Origin of the sequence: Exiguobacterium sp. KKBO11, from assembly GCF_001644945.1 — a bacterium.
Classification (GTDB): Bacteria; Bacillota; Bacilli; order Exiguobacteriales; family Exiguobacteriaceae; genus Exiguobacterium_A; species Exiguobacterium_A abrahamii.
The window spans coordinates 46,392-65,399 of the sequence record NZ_LUCU01000044.1; the positions used below are offsets into that span (position 1 = coordinate 46,392).

General features: G+C 47.5%; 18 protein-coding genes and 1 other annotated feature. Of the genes, 10 read left to right on the top strand and 8 right to left on the bottom strand.

Annotated elements, in window-relative coordinates:
• Window positions 1-64: 64 nt before the first annotated feature.
• Both AYO36_RS13000 and AYO36_RS13005 read right to left on the bottom strand, forming a co-directional pair.
• Window positions 65-2,155 (bottom strand): MMPL family transporter, encoded by a 2,091-nt coding sequence (locus tag AYO36_RS13000; RefSeq protein ID WP_064300671.1) that lies wholly within the window; start codon window positions 2,153-2,155, stop codon window positions 65-67.
• Between the two features lie 69 nt (window positions 2,156-2,224).
• Window positions 2,225-3,019, bottom strand: coding sequence for a hypothetical protein (locus AYO36_RS13005; RefSeq protein WP_082627447.1), 795 nt, complete (start codon window positions 3,017-3,019; stop codon window positions 2,225-2,227).
• A gap of 115 nt (window positions 3,020-3,134) precedes the next feature.
• Between AYO36_RS13005 and AYO36_RS16590 the strand changes: the two genes are divergently transcribed.
• On the top strand, window positions 3,135-3,308 hold the full coding sequence (locus tag AYO36_RS16590) for a YycC family protein (protein WP_023469668.1): 174 nt from the start codon (window positions 3,135-3,137) through the stop codon (window positions 3,306-3,308).
• A gap of 46 nt (window positions 3,309-3,354) precedes the next feature.
• Here the strand turns inward: AYO36_RS16590 and AYO36_RS13010 are convergent, their stop codons facing one another.
• The gene (locus AYO36_RS13010; RefSeq protein ID WP_058265683.1) at window positions 3,355-3,837 is read right to left on the bottom strand and encodes a site-2 protease family protein; all 483 of its coding nucleotides are present in this window, start codon (window positions 3,835-3,837) and stop codon (window positions 3,355-3,357) included.
• Window positions 3,838-4,017: 180 nt separating this feature from the next.
• The gene (gene pulA, locus AYO36_RS13015) at window positions 4,018-6,024 is read right to left on the bottom strand and encodes a type I pullulanase (RefSeq protein WP_231884718.1); all 2,007 of its coding nucleotides are present in this window, start codon (window positions 6,022-6,024) and stop codon (window positions 4,018-4,020) included.
• 111 nt (window positions 6,025-6,135) lie between these two features.
• On the opposite strand from pulA, the gene AYO36_RS13020 reads away from it, so the two are divergent.
• Window positions 6,136-6,630 (top strand): YajQ family cyclic di-GMP-binding protein, encoded by a 495-nt coding sequence (locus AYO36_RS13020; RefSeq protein ID WP_023469671.1) that lies wholly within the window; start codon window positions 6,136-6,138, stop codon window positions 6,628-6,630.
• Window positions 6,631-6,737: 107 nt separating this feature from the next.
• On the opposite strand, the gene AYO36_RS13025 is transcribed toward AYO36_RS13020, so the two are convergent.
• Window positions 6,738-7,523, bottom strand: a complete 786-nt coding sequence (locus tag AYO36_RS13025) for a 3-hydroxybutyrate dehydrogenase (protein WP_029342884.1) — start codon at window positions 7,521-7,523, stop codon at window positions 6,738-6,740.
• 121 nt (window positions 7,524-7,644) lie between these two features.
• Here AYO36_RS13025 and AYO36_RS13030 point away from each other — a divergent pair, with 121 nt between their 5' ends.
• From AYO36_RS13030 to AYO36_RS13040, 3 genes are all read left to right on the top strand, one after another.
• Window positions 7,645-8,523, top strand: a complete 879-nt coding sequence (locus tag AYO36_RS13030) for a LysR family transcriptional regulator (RefSeq protein ID WP_064300672.1) — start codon at window positions 7,645-7,647, stop codon at window positions 8,521-8,523.
• Window positions 8,524-8,614: 91 nt separating this feature from the next.
• The gene (locus AYO36_RS13035) at window positions 8,615-9,028 is read left to right on the top strand and encodes a carboxymuconolactone decarboxylase family protein (protein ID WP_023469674.1); all 414 of its coding nucleotides are present in this window, start codon (window positions 8,615-8,617) and stop codon (window positions 9,026-9,028) included.
• A gap of 76 nt (window positions 9,029-9,104) precedes the next feature.
• On the top strand, window positions 9,105-9,698 hold the full coding sequence (locus AYO36_RS13040) for a metallophosphoesterase family protein (protein ID WP_064300673.1): 594 nt from the start codon (window positions 9,105-9,107) through the stop codon (window positions 9,696-9,698).
• A 62-nt stretch (window positions 9,699-9,760) separates the two neighbouring features.
• Here the strand turns inward: AYO36_RS13040 and AYO36_RS13045 are convergent, their stop codons facing one another.
• Together AYO36_RS13045 and argS are read right to left on the bottom strand one after the other, a co-directional pair.
• Window positions 9,761-10,366: a hypothetical protein gene (locus AYO36_RS13045; protein ID WP_050678446.1), complete on the bottom strand. Its 606-nt coding sequence runs from the start codon at window positions 10,364-10,366 to the stop codon at window positions 9,761-9,763.
• A gap of 30 nt (window positions 10,367-10,396) precedes the next feature.
• A complete protein-coding gene (argS, locus tag AYO36_RS13050; protein WP_064300674.1) occupies window positions 10,397-12,079 on the bottom strand; it encodes an arginine--tRNA ligase in 1,683 nt (560 codons plus the stop codon).
• 60 nt (window positions 12,080-12,139) lie between these two features.
• Window positions 12,140-12,358 (bottom strand) — a binding site (T-box leader).
• Between the two features lie 129 nt (window positions 12,359-12,487).
• Here argS and AYO36_RS13055 point away from each other — a divergent pair.
• On the top strand, window positions 12,488-14,164 hold the full coding sequence (locus tag AYO36_RS13055) for a GGDEF domain-containing protein (RefSeq protein WP_064300675.1): 1,677 nt from the start codon (window positions 12,488-12,490) through the stop codon (window positions 14,162-14,164).
• Window positions 14,165-14,179: 15 nt separating this feature from the next.
• On the top strand, window positions 14,180-14,962 hold the full coding sequence (locus AYO36_RS13060; RefSeq protein ID WP_064300676.1) for an alpha/beta hydrolase: 783 nt from the start codon (window positions 14,180-14,182) through the stop codon (window positions 14,960-14,962).
• Window positions 14,963-15,020: 58 nt separating this feature from the next.
• Here AYO36_RS13060 and trhO read toward each other — a convergent pair whose 3' ends face one another.
• Window positions 15,021-15,935: an oxygen-dependent tRNA uridine(34) hydroxylase TrhO gene (trhO, locus tag AYO36_RS13065; protein ID WP_082627445.1), complete on the bottom strand. Its 915-nt coding sequence runs from the start codon at window positions 15,933-15,935 to the stop codon at window positions 15,021-15,023.
• Window positions 15,936-16,173: 238 nt separating this feature from the next.
• Here trhO and AYO36_RS13070 point away from each other — a divergent pair, with 238 nt between their 5' ends.
• The 3 genes from AYO36_RS13070 (at window position 16,174) to AYO36_RS13080 (ending at window position 18,964) form a co-directional block, all read left to right on the top strand.
• Entirely contained in the window at window positions 16,174-16,821 is a 648-nt protein-coding gene (locus tag AYO36_RS13070; RefSeq protein WP_023469681.1) for a TVP38/TMEM64 family protein, read from the top strand.
• Window positions 16,822-17,084: 263 nt separating this feature from the next.
• Window positions 17,085-17,411 carry a DUF485 domain-containing protein gene (locus AYO36_RS13075; protein WP_023469682.1) on the top strand — a complete coding sequence of 109 codons (327 nt, stop codon included), beginning with the start codon at window positions 17,085-17,087 and terminating at the stop codon, window positions 17,409-17,411.
• A complete protein-coding gene (locus AYO36_RS13080) occupies window positions 17,408-18,964 on the top strand; it encodes a solute symporter family protein (RefSeq protein ID WP_064300677.1) in 1,557 nt (518 codons plus the stop codon). Before AYO36_RS13075 ends, AYO36_RS13080 begins: the two co-directional genes overlap by 4 nt.
• Window positions 18,965-19,008: the final 44 nt, after the last annotated feature.

Genomic DNA, 19,008 nt, shown 5'->3' on the forward strand with positions numbered 1-19,008 from the left:
ATTGAATATCGACAGTATACGCTCGTCTTCCTCTGAATAGCTACTGATGTGCTTACGTGATGTGTCACTTGCGGATCGCTTTACGACGACCACCCGGCCACCACCAGTTCCAGTGACCAAATAGTTTCATCAGTGCGGGGACGAGTAACATCCGGACGATCGTAGCATCAATAAATATCGCAAGCGCGATACCGACGCCAAGTTGTTTAATTGGACTGACGCCCGTGAAGGCAAACGCCCCTGTGACGACGATCATGATCAAGGCAGCAGACGTAATGATTTTACTCGTCTTCGCAAGCCCCATCTCGGTCGCGTAATCGTTATCGCCCGTCTCGTCATAATATTCTTCCATTCGCGAGACGAGGAACACTTCATAATCCATCGATAAACCAAAGACGAGTGAGAAGATGAAGACCGGTGTCAAAATGCCGATCGTCTCCTGCGGAAGAACTGCGCCGGACTCGAACAAGATGACGAGTAACCCGAATGTTGCCCCTAGACTGAGCAAATTCATCAGAATCGCCTTGATTGGGATCAAGATGGACCGGAACGCAATCAGCAGGATGATGAATGTCGCCAAAACGACGACACCGACTGCTAGTGGGAGTTTCGATTCAATGGCATCATAAATTTCCTGATTGAAGGCTGCCGGTCCCCCGACAAGATAACCGTCCGCTTGCATCTTTCGCACCCAGTCTTGCGAAGCAGCATCCCCGGGATCTCCTTTTAAGTTAACATCAATCCGTGCTTGGTCGTTCTCTGATAGAAATGCCGTCAAAGCTTCGCGCCCGGCGGGAACAGCGACTAACTGCTCGAGCGGTACTTGTTGCTGTTCGGCAATCGTTGCGGCGGATACGACGGAGCGTACATCGGGATCCGACTCGAGTCGAATCGTCACGTCTTCGATTTTTTCTCGTCCCACCTCTGAGGAAGCATCAGCAGATAAGATGAGGACGGCGTCCGTTCCATCGTTTCCGAATGTTTTTTCCCACGACTCAAAGGCGAGACGCGACGGATACGATTCCGGTAAAGCGGTCGCTTGCGGAATGTTCAACGTCAAATCACGTAACGGCAATAAACAAGGTAACAACAGCAATAAGGACAAAATCGTGACTGCGACCGGGCGCTTCATGACGAAACGAGCGAGGCGACGCCAACGATCTTCACTACGACCTGCTCGCTGCCGGAAGAGTCGTCCTTTCTCTAACACCTTCCCGAAAACGATCAATAGTGCCGGTAGTAACGTTAATGCACTGACGACTGCCCCGAGGACCGAAACGAGCGTCCCGATCGCAACAGCGCGGAAGACATCCACATCAATCAGCAATAGCCCGGCAAGTCCGACGAATACACAGATTCCGGAAAATAAAATCGAACGCCCTGCCGTCTCGACCGAACGGATCGCCGCCTTCCGAATATCTTGTCCGTCCTGCCGTTCTTCGCGAAATCGATTGACGTATAACAGCGAAAAATCAATTCCGAGCGCCAGCGAAATCATCGCGACCGCATTCAAGACGAAGATTGATAACTCTTGTTGCCCGGCGACGAAATAAAGAACACCGGCACCAAAGACAAAAGTAACGAGTCCCATGATCAACGGTAGGATGGCGGCAACCGGAGTACCGAAAACGAGTAGCAAGACGATCAACGCTGCTGGAATTCCAATCAACTCAGCCCGGATGAGATCATTTTTCGACGCTGTATTCAAATCATCGACGACGACTGGTTCACCCGTTAGTCGAATCGTTTCGGTTTCATCCAGTTGACGTGTGACCGCAGCTGCCCATTTCGCATCAAGTGTCGGTACCCCGACCGTCACGTATCCCTTATCGTCCCGAATCGCTCGCGGATTTTCAACAGGACCAGTGACGTTCCCGACACCTTTGATATCACGGAAGCGCTCGACATGTTCCACCATCGTTTGTTGTAGATTCACTTGATTTTCAAATAGTACGATGATCGTATGCGGATCCTGACCGAAGTCTTGATCGAGTACTGTCTCGACGCGTTGAAAATCACCGTCACGCGTAAATCCGTTTCCTTCTAGCCGATCGGGTAGTTGATAAGCGAAATATCCAAGCACGACGAGCAGGATTGCCCAAACAATCAACACTCCTCGAAAATACGTACTCATCAGATGACCAAGCCGTTGCATGATGCGTCCCCTTTCTGTATAAACGTACAAAAAACATCCTTCTTGCTGAAAAGCGAAAAGGATGTTTCATTACGTCTTTTGAAAAATTTGAACCCATGTGTTGCCGAATGTCGCCGATGTCGATACGATCGCAAGACGTCGCGCCTCTTCATCGAGTAACACACTTTTGAGTAAAACGGAGGAATGACATCCCTCGAACTTATATTTCAGCTGACTCTTCTCATACAAGTAAAAACGAGATGAATCGGTGATCGAAAACAATTGGTGCCGGTGATCAACGAGCGAGTACTCCGCGTAATCTGAAAAAGGAATGATCGATTCCTGATTCGTCGCAGCGTCCCAAATCACATACCGTTCTTTTAGATCATCATAAGAAATGATCGTCGTAGGTGCGATGAATCGTTCGAACGTCAAACGTGTATCATATCCTCGCTCCACTAAGCGTCCGAACAGTGGCGCCTCTTCATAATTTGAGTACCGCCAGTCCCCTGTTTGAACGTTCACACAGACAACGTCTGTTTCTGCCGTGTACAGGAAGATCTCATCATCTTGCCACAAGAATAAATTACTGAACCATGCTTCGGAAAAAGCAACGGGTCGCTTGATATAATCTAAATGCCCTTGCTCTAAATCTAGTAAACCAAAATAAGCTGACTCTTCAAATACGATGAACAATCGTCCACCGCCTGGCTCAATGTACCAGGAGAATGGAACATACGCACATGCTGTTTCCCATAGTGGTCTTAAATCCGCATCACATTTCATAAATCCGTGGCGATCTCGAAAAAGAAGCAAATCCTCCCCGATTCGATCAAACAGTGAGACGGATTCATGGAGTAACAGCTCTGCAGCAGGTTTATACATATGCATCACTTCCTACTTCATACGGTATCAACCTTCTCAGTTTCTCGCTACTATTGATGCGCTCGGCTTGCACCTCCTGTTATACTAACTTCATGGAAAAAGGAGGACGAACACGATGAAACCTTTACAATTATCAGCAGAGACGGCTGTCGAACTCGCAAAACGTCTGAACGTACCACTTGAACAACTGATGCATATGCCGCGCCATATCTTGATTCAAAAGCTCGTCGAACTCGAGCAGGAACAAGCGAAAACAGAATCTGATTCGTCTAGCGAATCGGAATCTTGAGTAAAAAGCCTCTATTCCAATGACGGAAGGAGGCTTTAATCTTCGTTTAAGATTGTGGATGATAGTCTGATTTACCATAACGGAAGACATTGATGATCGCTTTTCCGTCACTCGGATAACCATTCGGGTGATCGATCGGGAAGAGGGAGAAAAAGACGAAATAAAACGAGAAATACGCAAATTGGTACGTAAAAATCGACGCCTCGAACACGCCGGCATAAATAAGACCATTTACGACTAAGATACTCACCAAGTTCGCGATCGATCCACCAGCATAGACCATGATATTAGCAAACTTCGTTTCATGACGTAGTGCCTCATACTGACACCATCCATCCCAAAAATAAACACGATTCAGTCGAATCGGACCAACACGAAGCAATGATTTGCCTGAACCAATATTGATTTCCATGTTTCCACCGAATAATCGAGCGAAAAAGTAATGACCCATCTCATGAATCAATGTCACGATAGGCAGCAGCAAAAAGAACGATAAAAAGAATTTCCATAAATCACCGAAACCGAACATACACCGTACACCCTCTCACTTCAAAACAATATCTTAAATACTACATATAATTTTTCCCGAAAGATGTATCTTCAAACAATGTTTCGATGATTTTCGCAAGTCAATTGCATGACAGACTGACATCGGACTGTCATCCACGCAAAAAAGGACGAAGCCTTATAGCGCTTCGTCCTTTTTGATTTAATCGGTTTTCTTACGACGTTTGTTCGCTGCGTACAACAATCCGATGATCGTCAGTGCTGCACCGCCTGCTACCGCATATTTCTTGTAATCCGCTTTTCGTTCGGCGATGACCGTCGTCGTCAATGCTTGGACGACCAACTGTTTCTCTTCATGCAGTCGTGGTGCGTGCAACTTAACGGCACCCGACTCCACTAACACCTCGAATTCACCGTTTGGCAATTCAATCGTGATATCCTCTTCCGTCGCATTATGATAGACACGCTGCCGTTCGACGTATCCTTCATAGGTTCTCTTCAGTTCAAAGGCAATGACACCTTCCCCTTCTTCAAGGAAGCGCAGATGTTTTTTGATCATCGCTGCGTTTGCGAGACGGAACATCGGATACTGACGACGGAGGGCAATCAATCCTTTGACGTACTCGACTGCCGGACGCTCTGTTTCCGCCCGTTCATAGTCAAGACGATTGACGACCTCACCCGCATTGAAGCTGTCACGAATTCCGTCCTTCGTCCGGAAGAACTCTTGTCCGGCATGGAGGAACGGAATCCCTTGTCCCGTCAAGATGATGGCATTCGCGAGCATTTGCCGTTTCCGACGAATCTCTTCCGTATCCTCAGGGCGAGACACCGTTAATTTATCCCAAATCGTCAAATCATCGTGCGCTTCGACGTACGAGACGACTTGATTTGGTTCATCGGCAAATCCTTGCGAAGAGACGTTGCCGGCGATTCCCCGTTTGACTTCACTCGTCCGGTCAAACGCGCCACTGATGAAACCGCGGTCTTCCGGCGTTTGGACGTCGCCTTTGACCCCGTCCCGTAAACCGTTATTGAAATGAGCGATTCCTGGCATCTTCGGTGCGTTGAAATAGTTCGCTTTTTCTTCTGGATCGAGTGGCGTATCGAGATCCCAGCCTTCACCAATGATTAGAATCGACGGATCGATCCGGTCAAGTGCATGGCGCACCTGATTCATCGTCTCGACATCATGCAGTCCCATCAAATCGAATCGGAAACCATCCAGATGGTACTCTTTCGCCCAGTACGTCACACAATCAAGAATGAACTTCCGCATCATCAAACGTTCAGATGCCGTATCATTTCCACAGAAACTACCGTTCGACAAGCTACCATCCGCCTCTTGACGATAGAAGTATCCAGGAACGAATTGACCGAGCGGAACCGTTGCTGCATCATACGTATGATTGAAGACGACGTCCATGATGACACGGATCCCGCGGTCATGTAACGCTTGTACCAATTGCTTTAATTCAAGGATCCGCGTTCGTGGATCATCCGGATTCGATGAGTACGACCCTTCCGGCGCAAAGTAGTTCACCGGATCATATCCCCAGTTATAGTTATCCGGGTCGTTCGGCGCTGTCTCATTGACTGAGCCAAAATCATAGATTGGCAGTAACTGGACATGTGTCACACCGAGATCCGCTAAATAATCAAGTCCCGTCAATCCGCCATTTGGTGTCCGAGTCCCTGCTTCCGTCAATCCAGTGAACGTACCACGTGCGACGACACCACTAGCCGGATGACTCGTTGCATCGCGTACATGTAATTCATACACAACTGCATCTTGCGAAGAATGGAACAGTGGGCGTTCTTCGATCCATCGTTCTGGTGTCACACTTGTCGGGTCAATCAACGCACCGCGTTTTCCATTCGTTCCGACGGCTTTCGCATACGGATCGACCGCCTCGACCTTTTGTCCGTTGATGCTCGCTTGAAACGTATAGAAATAACCTTCATATGCCGCTCGATCGAGTTCAACGACGTACGTTCCCCGTTCGCCTGCCACCATCTCGACCTCTTCGACTTTTCGTGCGCGTAGTGTCTTGTAGAGACGAATCACGACACGTTCTGCCGTCGGCGCCCACAAGCGCACGCGAATCGCTGTCTCTGAGAAGGTCGCTCCTAAATCATTTCCACTATAGGCAAATCGCTCATCCAGTTCTTGCGGTGTGAGCGTCAACATGTCTGCTGTTTGTTTCAAAGCTAAGCACCCCTTTCATTTCATGGTTTTTATTATAACAAAATTTCAAAGCAGTGGACGCTTCCGGTATTCCTCTCTAAAATAGAGAGTGGAATGAAAGGGGAGATTAACATGGCAGCAAAAGATAATTCATTTGATATCGTGTCACAAATCAACATCGAGGAAGTCAAGAACGCCGTCCAGATCGCACTGAAGGAAATCACGAACCGCTTCGACTTCAAAGGTTCAAAGAGCGACATGAAGCTCGAAAAAGAGGATTTGATTCTAATCTCAGATGACGATTTCAAACTCGATCAAGTCAAAGATGTCTTAACAGCAAAATTGATCAAGCGCGAAGTTCCGACCAAAAACCTGCAGTACGAAAAAGTCGAACAGGCTGCTGGCAATACGGTTCGCCAACGCGTCATCCTGAAGAGCGGGATTGATCGTGATGATGCGAAAAAGATCAACAATGCCGTCAAGGAATCGAAATTAAAAGTGAAGACACAGATCCAAGATGATCAAATTCGCGTTACAGGTAAATCACGTGACGACTTGCAACAAGTCATGCAAATCGTTCGTGAGCTTCCGTTATCGGTCGACGTTCAATTCATTAACTTCCGTTAATCTACTCGCGTCAAATCGGCTGAACGTTCTTGTTCAGTCCATCAAACAAAAAAGGGAGGTGCTTTCTGGATCATCCAAGAAGCACCTCCCTTCATTTATAGTGTTGCTTATTGCGCTGTGTAACCACCATCGAGAACGACAGCTTGACCCGTGACACCTGCTGCTTTGTCACTTGCAAGGAAAATAGCGTAATCCGCGATTTCTTTGACTTGGAGTAACCGTTGTTGCGGGACAAGTGGATAGATGACTTCTTCTAATACACGTTCGAGTGGTACATTACGTGTTTCAGCGAGCGAAGACAATTGGTTTTGGACGAGTGGTGTATCGACATATCCTGGGCAAATCGCGTTGACCGTGATACCTGAAGTCGCGCCTTCTAATGCTGCGACTTTCGTTAAACCGATGACGCCGTGTTTCGCACTGTTATAAGCAGCTTTCCCTGCAAAACCAATCAATCCGTTGATCGATGACATGTTCAAGATTCGTCCAGAGCCTTGTTTTTTCATGATCGGGAAGACATATTTCGTATAAAGGAATGGTGCACGAAGCATGATGCTTTGAAGCAAGTCGAATTTCTCAGTCGAGAACTCTTCGATTGGTGAGACGTGTTGCATACCCGCATTGTTGATGACGATATCGATCGTTCCGTAGTGTGCGACAGTCTGTTCGATACTTGATTTGATTGCCTCTTCATTCGTCACGTCACCTGCGACGGCAAACGCATCGAAGCCTTTTTCACGAAGTGTTTCAGCAGAGCGTTTTGCAGCTTCTTCCTGAAGATCGACGATGACGACCTTCGCACCTTCTTGGGCGAATTCTTCAGCGATCTCAAGACCGATTCCGCTTGCTGCTCCTGTAATTAATGCAACTTTTCCTTCGAGTTGTTTCATCATGATGGATTCCTTCTTTCTTTATCTTTACGTGTTCGGTCTCTTTACTGTACGCTGATTGAAAGAATAATAAAAATGAATACTTGTTATGACATCTATAACTCAAAAGAATAGGAGAATACTGATGGATTTCCGCCAACTGGAATACTTTACGGAAGTGGCACGCTTCAAAAGCTTCACTCGTGCCGCTGAACATCTCCACGTCACGCAACCGACACTCAGTAAAATGGTCCGTCACTTAGAAGAAGAACTTGAGATGGAATTGTTCGATCGGAGCAAACGACAAATCGTCCTGACGGATGCCGGTGAGACCTTATTGATTGAAGGTGAAAAGATTCTGCGGCAGTTATCTGACCTGCCTTCCCACCTCTATGATGTCATGCATCTGACGAAGGGAACGATTCGGCTCGGTGTGCCCCCACTGATCGGTTCGCTGTTTTTCCCGGGTCTACTACGTCATTTCGAAGAGATGTATCCGATGATTCAAATCGAATTAATCGAAGCCGGTGGACATGCGTTAGAAAAAGCGGTCGTCGCCGGTGAAGTCGATTTGATCGCAACGGTGCTGCCTTCGGATGAGCATTTAACGACGCACCCCTTCATTGAAGAAGAACTCCATTTGTTCTTACCAAATGATCATCCACTCGCTGATCGGTCGATGATTGCATTAGAAGAAGTCGCCGACATGCCGTTCGTCTTGTTCAATGAAACATTCTCACTCCACGATGTCGTCTTGAACGCCTGCCAAGATGCCGGGTTTACGCCTAACGTGTCGCGGGTGAGCTCGCAATGGGACTTCTTATGTTTACTGGTTGCAGAAGGAAATGCCGTGACCGTCCTGCCGCGTTCGATCGCGGATCGCTTTTCGATTCGTGGCGTCAAAACGATTCCGCTTGAAACACGTGTTCCGTGGCACTTAGGAATCGCCGTCCCGACCGGTCGCTATCAATCGTACGTGACGCGGAAATGGATTCAATTCGTTAGCGACATGTATTCCAAATAAGCATACCTTTCATAAAAACCATGTATTTGTAGCATGGTATTTCTTCCTTTACGATAAGAACATCGTTAAAAAAGAAAGGAAGTCCTTTACCATGGCAACTCATTTTGAATCACGTCACGAAACAGGCGTTAAAAAACTCAGCGAATTCACAGACGCAAACGCTGCACAATCTACGCATGACAAAATCTCTGAATCCCTGAAAGATATCGCTCCAGCAGTCGGTGAGTGGATCACGGATTTCGCATACGGTGAAGTTTACAGCCGCGATGGTCTCGTCAACCGTGACCGCGCAATCGTTACGATTGCTTCTCTCGTCACACAAGGTACAGAACCACAGCTTGCTCTCCACATCAATACTGGATTGACAGCTGGTTTAACAGGAAACGAAATCGTCGAAGCTATCATGCATCTTGTTCCTTACACTGGATTCCCACGTGTCTTGAACGCACTCGAAGTCGCAAAAGTCGTCTTCGCAGAACGTGGCGTCACAGTCGAAACAGAATAAGATAGGCACGACTTAATTGAAAAAAGATGGGCATGACGCATTTTCGGGTATCTCCTTAACAAAGGAGTGGTCGATCATGCGTTATGCCCTTTTTGCGGATCTTCACAGCTCATTAGCCGACACAGCGACTGTCCTAGCTGACATACGGCGGCTCGCTCCCGATGCGCATTTGTTTTGTCTCGGTGATATTCATGAATGCCATGTCGGTAAAAAGCGAGCGAAGCGCTATTCCTTTGAATCGCTCTCCCTCGTCGTGACGCTCGATGATGATTTTTTAAAGCTGATTGATTTTAAGACGTTACTTGGTAATCAAGAAGAACGTATCCTGTCGCTCGTTCCACCACATCTATCTCCTGTCATCGATGCATTACGCGATTGCCCTCGAAAACAACGGATCGAGGGGGCGTTATTGATTCATGGAGATCAACTCAGTTGGTCGCGGGATTTTCTACCCGATTTGTCACAACAACGCGAACCGTTACTCTTTTTTGGTCATAGTCATATCAGAGGTTTGTTTCGAAATGGCATCGCCAAACCGAGCCCACTAGGTCAAACTTTATCCATCAAAGGAAAACGGTATGCCGTCAATCTAGGTCCCGTCGTATTCGAACGAGAGTGGTGTCTTTACGATTCAGAGCAACAAACGATCGTATTCCATCAGGCGAACTAAGAAGATACGACAAAAGCCGTCGGGCACAGGGCTCGACGGCTTTTGTTCATGCATCTTATTGATCAGAGATAACGGACAAGCGATGCCTTGACGACATCCACTTGTGTGAAGTTCGTCTCTTCCGCGAATGTTTCGATGACTTGACGGACATCCCCTTGACGACGTACGAAGCTCGTCGGGACTGGTGTCGTACCGACAAGTTGCTCATGCAGACTCGTCAATCGATGATCATCGATGATCGTCGTCATCAAATCAAGGAACAAGAGAACATGCAGACGGTTCAAATAATCCCACGGCTTGTCTTCCGAACGGAATTCATTTCGGGCGAGCCACTTTTTCAATCCGATCGCATCGATTTGACTCAACGTCTCTGTCGTGCGTGCCGACTTCCAAAGCGTCAACAATTCCCCAAGTTTTTTTCGTGTCTGTTTCTTACGCATGAAGAATTCAAAATTATCTTTCGTCCGTAATGCGTCCCCTTCGATCGGAGCAATCAAATCAGCTTCCGGCGCCGTCACGAAATCGTGAACGAAATCGACAGACTCTCCCGGTAACCAAGCAGCGACTTTCCCGTGAAAATCAGCCATGAAGGCGACCGTTTCTGCCAAAGGCTCCTGCTTCATTTGTGAAGCAGCTTGCTGTAATCGTTCTTTCGTCTCAGTCTTCATAATCTACCTCTTCTTATTCGTGGATTGGTCTTACATTTCTTCTGGAGCGCCGACACCGAGTAAACGAAGACCCTCTGTCAAGACGATCGTGACAGACTTGACGAGTGCAAGACGCGATTGTTTTGCTGCGTCATCTTCGAGAACACGGACGTGTCCGTAGTATTTATTGAAGCTTTGTGCAAGATCTAAGACGTAACGGCTGATGATTGACGGCTCGCGACGTGTGAACGCGCGATCGATGACCGTCGAGAATTGGTTTAGCATCGAGACGACACCCCATGCATGATCATCGGCACTACCAGCGAATGGTGTGCCATCATAGCCACCTTTACGAAGCAACGAGTGCGCACGGGCATTCGTGTACTGGACATACGGTCCTGTTTCGCCTTCGAATTTCAACATCTGCTCAAGATCGAACTCGATGTTGTTCATCCGTTCGTTCTTCAAGTCGTGGAAGATGACGGCGCCGACACCTACTTGACGAGCCGTTGCTTCGGCATTCGCTAAGTTCGGATTTTTTTCCGCGATGTTTTGCTTCGCGACGTCGATCGCTTCTTGTAGTACTTCTTCAAGCAATACGATCCGACCTTTACGCGTCGACATTTTCTTTCCGTCCTTCATGATCAGACCGAACGGCACATGGTGCATGCCGTCGACGTTCTCAAATCCAAGTTTCTTCAAGACTGCGAACAATTGCTTGAAGTGAAGCGCTTGTTCCCCACCGACGACGTAGAACGCCTGCTCAAAGCGGTACGTTTCGAGACGATAGACGGCAGCTGCTAAGTCACGTGTCGCATAAAGCGTTGCGCCATCTTTCTTTTTAATCAAGGCAGGTGGCATACCTTCTGCTTCGAGGTCGACGACCATTGCCCCTTCTGATTCGACGAGGAGATCTTTTTCTTCGAGCAAATCGATGACGTGTTGCATCTTGTCGTTGTAGAAAGCTTCTCCGTTCAAGCTATCGAATTTAACACCGAGAATCTCATAGACACGGTTGAACTCAACGAGTGAAACTTCACGGAACCACGTCCAAAGCGTCGTCGCCTGCTCATCACCTTGCTCGAGTTTTTTGAACCAGAGACGTCCTTCATCTTCAAGAGCTGGGTTCGTTTCCGCTTCTTCGTGGAACCGGACGTATAATTTCAACAATTCCTTGATTGGTTCTGCACGAACTGCCTCTTCCTCACCCCACATCGTGTAAGCCACCATCAATTTTCCGAACTGTGTTCCCCAGTCCCCTAGATGGTTGATCCCGACGACGTCGTACCCTTTTTTACGTGAGATTTGGTTGAGCGCGTTCCCGATGACCGTCGAACGCAAGTGACCCATCGAGAAAGGTTTCGCGATGTTTGGCGCTGAGAAGTCCGTGACGATCGTTTTTCCATTCGCTTCACTTGATCCGAATGCTTCTTTCTCCGTCAGGACTTGGTTGACGATTTCTTGCGAGACGACTTCCCGGTTCAAGAAAACGTTGATGTAAGGACCAACAGCTTGAACGTTCGAGAACAACGGCGCGTCAATTTTTTCTGCGAGCTCCGAAGCAATCATGTTCGGTGCTTTACGGAATGTTTTCGCGAGCATGAAACATGGGAATGCTAGATCTCCATGATCTTCATGTTTCGGTTGCTCAATCAGTTGTTCGATTTGTTCAACCGATAAAGCACCTTCCATGACTTGATGTAATACTTCTGCATACTGCGCTTTATAACTCATCTTTATTTCCTCCTGCTTCACTGATTTTTTGGCAATAAAAAACGCCCCTTGCGCCACGCGCAAAGAGACGGAATGACCGCGGTACCACTCTTCTTGGTGTCATTTCGACACCCACCTTGTTCGGGGATAACGGGGTTCCCCCGGCTACGCCTTTTCCATCAGGAATCGGGTAGCGTCTCAGAAGTGCGTTTCACGACCGGTTTGTCCTCAGGCTTCCACCATTCCCTGATTCGCTAGTTGACGAATATCAACCGTTACTCTCTTCATCATTGACTGTATTCGATATCTTTCACATTATACGCAATTCTTTCTTTTCTCTCAACCTTATTTTTTTGGTAAATGGCTTATCAAAATTTCCACAATTCGGGTATAGGAATAAAAGATACTTCTCAGGGGGAGGGATGTTTCATGCGCTACTACCAACATGTAGCCCGGACGAGCTGGATCGTCTTCGGTTTCGTCGCCTTGACATTATTAGTGATCGGCATCGTTCATCCACCAACCTTCCATCCTTCTGTTTCCATCATTAACACCCTTTATTTATTCGGACTTGTGCTCCTGTTTCAGTTCGATAATGTCCGTCGTGGTGGCATTTACTATACATTCCAAGAAGGCATCATCTTATTTTTATTCCTCAATTACGGTTTAACGTACGCCTTGATTTTAAGCCAAGTCGGCATTCTCGTCTTTCAATTCATGTCTCACCGAAAAGCGATTCGTTGGAAACGTTTCGTTTATCTCTACCCGATCAACGCCTTGTTCGATTTAGTCTACATCTCGCTTCCGACCTTTGTGTATTATGCGCTCGGCGGACCAATCGGCTCAAACTTTACGTATACGAAAGCCTTGATTCCTTTCATCGGCTTTTTGATCACCGTCTTCGTTGTCTCTTACTTCCAATGTCTATTCGTCAATCGCTTCCTCTACTTGAAATACGATTGGCAACGTCTCGTAAAGCTTCAGTCCCTCGTCTACGGAATCAGCATGTTAAGTGCTCTACTTGGAATCTGGTTCTACGATGAAAGTCCGCTCGTCGCGGCTACAGTATCCGCCTTGATTCTCTTCTTGTTCAAACGTCTGTTGCAAGAGCGTGGTGACTCCCTTGAAGCAAACGATAATGCCAAGCGATTTGATGATGCGAAGGAACACTTGTTGATTTCCCGCTTCGAGCGCGAGACGATCGATTCGTTGCTCCTCGATTTACCGCATCTATTGCCGTTTTCTGAAGGTTGGATCTCGATTCAACAACAGCGGAAACAAGTCATCTATAACATCCGGACGAAACAACCAATCGACGTGTTACCACTGTTTCATTCCTTGTCAGCCGACGATTTGCATACCCCGATCATCTATGGTCTTCGTTGTGATTGGGGAAACGATATTCAAATCGGATTGCCTGTCGATCGTCACTCGATGCTAGCGATTCCTTCGATTACGAGCGGAGAGGTCGATGTTTCGATCATCCTATTCCATCAAGTCGCAGACGCCTATGATGCGACAAATGCCGACGAATTATCTCGTTTGCTCCGTATCTTTTGTCGCGTCTTAGAACGCTCACGTGAAACGGTCCAACTCTATACGGAAAGTCGGACCGATGCCTTGACCGAATTACCGAATAGTCGGGCTTTTTATGAACACGGTCGGCAGGAATTTGCCGCTGACTGCTATCCGCTCTCCGTGATCCTGTTCGATATCGATCATTTCAAACGTGTCAATGATACGTACGGTCATAAAGTAGGCGATCTCGTCCTTCGTGAACTCGGTCGACGTATCCAGGCGATCCAATTGCAATATGATGATGTCTTTGCTGCTCGTTATGGTGGGGAGGAATTCGTACTTCTGTTGCGAAATGGTAGTCAAGAGGCTGCTATCCAGATTGCCGAGACGGTCCGCCATGCGGTCATGGATCGTCCCTTCCTCGTCGATGGTCACCGACTGTCCTTAACCGTCAGCCTCGGAATCGACACAGTGGAAGAAAGATATCAACGGACGTTCGAAGAATCGTTACGTCAAGCCGACCATGCACTCTATGTCGGCGGAAAACACAACGGACGCAACTGTACCGCGCATTATGCAAATCTTTGAAAGGTCGTGACTCTATTGTCGATTACGGAAATTGAAATGACGCTACCGACATCACAAGCTCACCGGACGATTCGGATTCATCGTCCACCCCATTTAGATCCTTCTGAAGCGTTACCAGTGATTTATATGCACGATGGACAAAATGTCTTCAGTGGAGAGACTGCCTCGTTCGGAAAAGGCTGGGAGATTCATCTTGCGCTACAACAGACACAGATTCCGGCAATGGTCGTTGCGATTGATAGTCCAGAAGACGGGATGGACCGTTACGACGACTACGCTCCTTGGAGTGATGAAGCTTTATTGATGCGGACCGCTTATCCTTCGCACCGGAAGTCGATCGGGGGAAACGGTAAGGTCTACATGGACTGGATCATTCGCGAGCTAAAACCATACATTGATGCCAACTACGCGACACGCCCTGACGATATGACGATGATTGGCAGCTCGATGGGTGGCGTCATCTCGCTCTATGGATTGTTCGCGTATCCGGAAGTCATCACGCGTGTCGCTGCCCTGTCGACTGCCGGATGGGCAAACTTCTCCTCACTCCTTGAATTCATCGAGCGCAGTCCGTCGCTGTCTACTGCCCATCGCTGTTATATGGATGTCGGGACAAAAGAAGTGAGTGGCCCGATGACGGAGACAGATTATTTACACACAAATGATGTCTTAGCGCGAGCGGTCGAACAGAAACTTACTCAAAGTCGCTATACGATCATCCCGGAAGCAATCCATCATGAAACGGCCTGGGCCGAGCGTTTACCGGATATTTTACGTTACTTGTTTCCTTCCTCCTGAATACACAAAAAGCCGGGCGATTTCTATTAAAGAAATCCTCCGGCTTTTTACGCGTGCCTTATACTAATTCTTCTTGTTGCTCTTTTTCATAACGGTTGCGCGGATGCTCCCGGCATTCATCGGAACACGAACGCATGACTTTTGGTTCGCATTCTTCACAGCAGAAGTGCTGTCGATTACATTCCGGGTTTGCACAATTAACGTAGCGCGTCTCCGGTTTTCCACAGTAGTAACATTCTGAGACGACAGAAGGATTGACGGCATTGACAGGAACCTGTACACGCTCATCAAAGACGTATAGTTCGCCTTCCCAGTCTTCTCCTTGCGTCTGTTCATCTTTTCCGTACATGACGACTCCGCCTTTAAGATGGAAGATATCATCACTCTGTTGCCGTTTACGGAAGTACGCCGTGAATTTTTCACAACGAACGCCACCCGTACAGTATGTGAGAACCTTTTTCCCTTCAAACAAATGCTCGTTCTCGTCAAGCCACTCCGGGAATTCCCGTGAAGCATCGACATCGACTTTTACAGCATTCTTGAAGTGACCGAGGTCGTATTCATAGTTGTTGCGTACATCGAGAATGACGACATCATCTTGTTTCATCATTTCTTTCCACTCTGCTGGTTCAAGATACGCAGCGTGTTCTTCTGGTACGTTGAATTCATCCTCAAAACGCCATGTGACGAGTTCTTTTTTGTAACGGACGAACGTCTTTTTGAAGGCGTGCCCTTCAACTTCATCGATTTTGAATTCGATGTCAGCGAATCGTGGATCCGCCGTCAAGTCCTTCATGTATTGTTCCGTTTGTTCGACCGTTCCAGAGAGTGTGCCGTTGATTCCTTCTGGTGCGATCAAAATCCGACCTTTAATACCGAGCTCTTTACAGTAAGCAAGATGCTCTTTCGTTAGCTGTTCCGCATTTTCGATCGGAACATACTTATAAAATAATAGTACGCGATAAGGTTTCATATTCCTCATTAGCCCCCATGTCAGTTTTTTGCAGTAAAACGAACGTTGGCAAACGAAGCGTCTAGCTATTGACTAGCTGGGAACGCCTGCAAAACGCACCCATTTAAGTATAATACCAACTCCCTTTCGAATGTACAATCTACAATTCCTGAATCCCTTTCAAGGAATTTCATTCCCTTTCTGAATCAGAAAGAGGTAAAATAAAACACAGTAGTACATCTCGCAAGGAGGATTCCGAATGCTCCATACACTTCGTGACTGGATCGAGCAGATGATTTTCTTTCTCCAAGACTTACCTGGAGGAGCTGCCACCGGTTTGATTGCCCCGTTTCTTGAGTCTCTATTTCCTTTCCTGCCACTCGTCCTGATCATTTCCGCGAATGCGGCAACCTATGGTTTTGGTATGGGTGTTCTCGTATCATGGGTCGGGAGCATGCTTGGATCACTCGTCGTCTTCGCTTGTATTCGATATCTATTTCGTCGTCCGGTTACGCGTTGGCTTGAAAAACACCATGCCGCACAACAGTGGATCGAACGTGTTCGTCACATGAGTCCCATCTCACTCGGATTCTTTTTTTCACTTCCGTTCATGCCTGCGTTCATCATCACGTCCATTTCCGCCATGATTCAACTATCGCTGCGGACGTATTTGATCGCTGCTGGTGCCGGTCGTCTGATCGTCGTCATCATCTTCTCGCTAATCGGAAAGGAATGGTCCACGTTTCTTGAACGTCCGATGCGTCTTGTCCTTCTATTTTTGATTTTACTCGCCATCTGGGGAGTCAGTCGCGGTACGGAAGAATGGCTGAAGCGTCGTGCGCTCTCAAAACGTGCGGATCATTTACGGGAAATCGAAGATAAGATCGAACGTCCATCTGAAAAATGACTCAAGCCTGTCTATGCTTCCATAGGCAGGCTTTTTAAGTTGTTCTCATTTTCCGGGTACTAGGTCTTTTGAATCATTTTCCGACATAATTAATATATAAAAATAACGTTCAAACAATGTTCAATATTGCAAACGCTTACATTAAATTGGTATGACCAATATTAATATAATAATGAGCTTTTCTTCTTAAAAATTAGGATAGCTTTTCCAGAAACGACATCCTTATAATGAATTTACATTCATTCCTTAAAGGAGGCGTCCTCATGCATCAAGTGTCCGAAGTTCAAAAAAATGAAGCGACTCAATCCGCTCCAGCAATCGTCGAGAGCGCTACTTTTCAACAATTGATGCGTCAAAAGAATGGCTTCATTCTTCCAGCCATCAGTTTCTGTCTTATTTTTTATTTTACGCTTCCGATTTTAACAAGCTACTTCACGATTTTAAATCAGCCGGTGTTCGGTGATATTACAGGTGCTTGGATCTTCGCTTTTGCTCAGTTCATCATGACGTGGACGTTCTGCATGATGTACAGCAAAAAAGCACGTGCCTTTGATCGACTCGTCGAACAGATCAAGGAGGAGTCGAAATGAATTATACTGCCGTTGCTTTATTTGCGGCGATCGTCGGTTTGACGCTCGTCATTACATACTTTGCTGCTCGTAAAACAAAAACTGCTAACGACTTTTATACAGCGGATGGCGGACTTACTGGTGCACAAAACGGGATGGCGATTGCCGGCGACTATATGTCCGCTGCCTCGTTCCTCGGAATTGCTGGGATGATCGCTTTAGCCGGATTCGACGGATTCTTCTACTCGATCGGCTTCCTCGTTGCCTATCTCGTCGTCTTGTACCTCGTTGCCGAACCACTTCGGAACCTTGGGAAATACACGATGGCAGATATGATTGCCGCTCGTTTCAACGCATCAAAAGTTCGGGGAGTCGCCGCCATGAACTCGATCGCAATCTCGATTTTCTATATGATTGCCCAACTCGTTGGTGCGGGTGCCTTGATTGAACTGTTATTAGGAATTCCTTACACGACGAGTGTCATCATCGTCGGTATCTTGATGACAGTCTACGTTGTCTTCGGTGGTATGACAGCGACCTCATGGGTCCAAATCATCAAAGCGATTCTCTTGATGGCAGGAACAGCTGTCATTTCGTTCATGGTATTCGCGAAGTTCGATTTTTCGATCTTCAAGATGTTTGCAGAAGTCAAACAAGCGACGCCGCTCGGTGATTCATTCTTGAATCCCGGAAACAAGTTCAAATTACCGCTCGATACGATTTCATTGAATCTCGCACTCGTTCTCGGAACGGCTGGATTACCACATATCTTGATTCGTTTCTTTACTGTTAAGGATGCTCCGACTGCTCGTAAATCCGTCGTATATGCGACGTGGATCATCGGTGCCTTTTATATCTTGACGATCTTCCTCGGCTTTGGTGCCGCTGCTTTCGTCGGTTCTGAAGATATCATTGCTGCCAATGCTGCTGGTAACATGGCGGCACCACTTCTTGCCCAAGCACTCGGTGGCGATTTACTCTTTGCGTTCGTTGCCGCGGTCGCCTTTGCGACGATCCTCGCCGTTGTTGCGGGACTCGTCTTATCCGCAGCATCCGCCTTTGCCCATGACTTCTATAGTCATATTTTACGTAAAGGACAAGCAACGGAAAAAGAACAGATGACGGCAGCACGACTCGCTTCCATCGCCGTCGCCTTGATTTCGATGGTACTGGCATTGTTCGCGCAAACGATGAACGTCGCGTTCCTCGTTTCGCTTGCCTTTGCTGTCGCGGCAAGTGCCAACTTGCCAGTCATTCTCTTGACGATCTTCTGGCGCCGTTTCAATACTGGCGGAGCTGTCACAGGTATGGTCGTCGGGTTATTCTCTTCACTGATTCTCGTCGCACTCAGTCCAAACCTTTGGGCAGTCGACGGTTCAGCCTTGTTCGTCGGGGAAGCCCTCTTCCCGCTGACGAATCCAGGAATCGTCTCCATCCCGCTTGGCTTCCTCGGAGCCATCGTCGGAACATTGTTGACGAAATCGAACGAAGTTGCCGGTAACTTCGAACGTATCGTAGTCAAGGCCAATACCGGTATCGATGCAGCCGCAGAAGTCGCCGCGTCAAAAGAATAAGTTCCCCTTAACGGCTCCTTCAACCCCCTTGAAGGAGCCGTCCC

Bases quoted from the DNA above. Each gene is read 5' to 3' on its own strand.
- AYO36_RS13045 (WP_050678446.1), bottom strand. From the start codon at position 10,366: ATGAAGACTGAGACGAAAGAACGATTACAGCAAGCTGCTTCACAAATG.
- AYO36_RS13030 (WP_064300672.1), top strand. From the start codon at position 7,645: ATGGATTTCCGCCAACTGGAATACTTTACGGAAGTGGCACGCTTCAAA.
- AYO36_RS16590 (WP_023469668.1), top strand. From the start codon at position 3,135: ATGAAACCTTTACAATTATCAGCAGAGACGGCTGTCGAACTCGCAAAA.
- trhO (WP_082627445.1), bottom strand. From the start codon at position 15,935: ATGAAACCTTATCGCGTACTATTATTTTATAAGTATGTTCCGATCGAA.
- AYO36_RS13075 (WP_023469682.1), top strand. From the start codon at position 17,085: ATGCATCAAGTGTCCGAAGTTCAAAAAAATGAAGCGACTCAATCCGCT.
- AYO36_RS13080 (WP_064300677.1), top strand. From the start codon at position 17,408: ATGAATTATACTGCCGTTGCTTTATTTGCGGCGATCGTCGGTTTGACG.
- AYO36_RS13025 (WP_029342884.1), bottom strand. From the start codon at position 7,523: ATGATGAAACAACTCGAAGGAAAAGTTGCATTAATTACAGGAGCAGCA.
- AYO36_RS13010 (WP_058265683.1), bottom strand. From the start codon at position 3,837: ATGTTCGGTTTCGGTGATTTATGGAAATTCTTTTTATCGTTCTTTTTG.
- AYO36_RS13035 (WP_023469674.1), top strand. From the start codon at position 8,615: ATGGCAACTCATTTTGAATCACGTCACGAAACAGGCGTTAAAAAACTC.
- AYO36_RS13040 (WP_064300673.1), top strand. From the start codon at position 9,105: ATGCGTTATGCCCTTTTTGCGGATCTTCACAGCTCATTAGCCGACACA.
- AYO36_RS13000 (WP_064300671.1), bottom strand. From the start codon at position 2,155: ATGCAACGGCTTGGTCATCTGATGAGTACGTATTTTCGAGGAGTGTTG.
- argS (WP_064300674.1), bottom strand. From the start codon at position 12,079: ATGAGTTATAAAGCGCAGTATGCAGAAGTATTACATCAAGTCATGGAA.
- AYO36_RS13055 (WP_064300675.1), top strand. From the start codon at position 12,488: ATGCGCTACTACCAACATGTAGCCCGGACGAGCTGGATCGTCTTCGGT.
- AYO36_RS13070 (WP_023469681.1), top strand. From the start codon at position 16,174: ATGCTCCATACACTTCGTGACTGGATCGAGCAGATGATTTTCTTTCTC.
- AYO36_RS13020 (WP_023469671.1), top strand. From the start codon at position 6,136: ATGGCAGCAAAAGATAATTCATTTGATATCGTGTCACAAATCAACATC.
- AYO36_RS13005 (WP_082627447.1), bottom strand. From the start codon at position 3,019: ATGTATAAACCTGCTGCAGAGCTGTTACTCCATGAATCCGTCTCACTG.